2 protein-coding genes are annotated in these 2,288 nt (G+C 54.9%); both read left to right on the forward strand.

Annotation, left to right across the window (positions count from 1 at the left end):
* Positions 1 to 1,802, forward strand: a 1,802-nt coding sequence (locus BN161_RS28080) for a fimbrillin family protein (protein WP_141651793.1), incomplete at its 5' end; no start/stop codon positions are given.
* A gap of 248 nt (positions 1,803 to 2,050) precedes the next feature.
* A partial coding sequence (locus BN161_RS28630) for an HU family DNA-binding protein (protein WP_449374816.1) occupies positions 2,051 to 2,288 on the forward strand: 238 nt, incomplete at its 3' end.

The raw sequence follows: 2,288 nt of genomic DNA on the forward strand, positions 1-2,288 counted from the left end.
CAGATGAGAATGCCCTGCCCGAAGGCAAGTATCCGTTACAGATTTCCACCATCACGATGGACGTGGAGGCTGGAGAAGCGCAGCCGTGGGGCGCACCGCAAACCCGCGTATCGGAAAACGAGGACGGCACGAGCAGCCAATGGGAGGGAAACGAAACGATAGGCGTGCAGATTAGCGGCAAGCACTCAGACGCAGCCCAAACTCCTTATACGGCCGAAGGCCAATATGCCGTGACGCTTGTTGCCGACAACAAGACCAGTGTAACGGCATTAGAGGGCCGGACGGCCTACTGGCAGTCTACGCTGCCTGCCACCGTCACGGCATGGTACTCCAACTATACCCAGGAAGGCACCGTAACGCTCTCCGATCAGACGGACGGATTGGCATACGTGCTGAAAGCTGAAACCAAGAATTGCGAGTATAACAAACCCGTCGCCTTGGACTTCAAGCACCAGCTTGCCAAGGTACGGGTGACGCTGACGGGCTACACTTCTACTATAAATAAAGTGGAGATAATGGGGCACCTCACTTGCACCAACGATAAGGGCACAGTAACGACAGACGGCAGCCGACAAGACTGGATAACCATGCACTATGACGGCAGCGATGTATGGGAAGCCAACGTGGTGCCCGTCAGCACGGTGGACGGTACAAACCTTATCCGGCTTAACGGCAAGACAATTGCCACCATCAACAGCATCACCGAGTTCAAGGCAGGAGAGATGTGCAAGATAGACCTGACGGTATATAAGGCAGGTCCGTTCGTGGTGAGCACCGCCCTTGTCCCCACCACCACCTATACCTACAACGGCCTCCAGATGCAGATAGGCACGTGGAAGAACGATGCTCCCGCCGAGCAGGCCACGCTTTCCACAGTCACCATTGCCGACGACAAGGCCGATTTCCCGGCAAATGTCTTGCAGAACTTGAAAGCCGGTTCCAAGATTTGGCTTTGCATCCCCGGTGTGGTTAAGTTCTTCCACACGCTGACGGCAGATGAAGTGACAAACAAGACACTGACCTTGCCCGACAAGGACAAGGGCAGCACGCTGAAAGCCTCTCCCACAGCAGACGGAAAGCCTTATGAGAACGACTGGATTGTAGCCCTGTACATGGGAGTGAACAAGGACGGTGCTACCGGTGACGGTGCCATCCCCCTCTACTGGGCTACGGGCAACCTTATCGCCACCAAGACTGGTACTACTGATTCAGACGTTGCTTTCCACATCGCCGATAGCGGGCAAAGTATCAATGAGGCTACGACGAATAGTTTTGAGAATTATTCCAACCGTTCCCTCGGTTCCCAGTGGAACTTGTTCGGTTGGGGTGACGCTACCGGCTTGAAGACAAGTTCGAATAATGGTGATTATACCGATACAGGCACAAGCATCAGCGGCAATGCCAATTATGACATCGCCCGTGCGCAGCTTGGCGGCAGTTGGCGTCTTCCTACCTGCGGTAACGGTAATAACTTTGAATTTGCCGCTTTTGCTGATACGGAAAACGGAAATTTACCCCCCGATGGCGAAAGCTGGAATGAAAGCAGTTATCTCGGCCGTAAATACAAACACGAGATAGCGGATGCAGGTGCTACCGGCAACACTATCACCAACACCCTCTCGTTTCCCGCGGCGGACTATCGCAACGGGACGGCCCCCCGTGGTAGCAGCGGCGGCTACTATTGGAGTGGGTCGGTCTACGCTTCGAGCGGCGCGTACACCTTGGAGCTCGGCAAGAACAGAGGCGGCTTGGGCAACACCTTCCGCTACTACGGTCAGGCGGTGCGCCCCGTCTCAGAATAAAGGCGGCCTTGTGCCGCCGCAGCGGAGATTGTAACAAATTATCGCACCCTCCGGCACCCCCGAAAACTCCCTGCGCACGGAGCAGAAAATGGAAGCGCAAGGAAATAAAAATGCTTGCGCTTCCATTTTCAACTCCTTGCGCTTCCATTTTTCACTCCTTGCGCTTCCATTTTCAGCCCCCTCCAGAAGTGCTTCTGACGGGGGTAAAACGTATAAATCACCAGTATTAACCCTAAAATTGAAACCGTATGGCTAAATTTAAATTTGTAAAAAGAAAAAACCTTCAGAAGAAGGACGAACCGGGCAAGTGGTACGCCTCTCCCGCAGTGACCAACCGGCTGAACACCTCCACCGTGTGCCGCGCCGTGACGCGCAACACCACCGTGGCGCCCACCGAACTGGAATCGAGCTTCAACCTCGTGTGCGACGGCGTTCCCCCGCAGCTTCAGCAGGGCAACAGCGTGCAACTGGGCAAGCTCGGCATCC

The sequence above is a fragment of the Bacteroides timonensis genome, from assembly GCF_000513195.1.
In the GTDB taxonomy this organism is placed as follows: domain Bacteria; phylum Bacteroidota; class Bacteroidia; order Bacteroidales; family Bacteroidaceae; genus Bacteroides; species Bacteroides timonensis.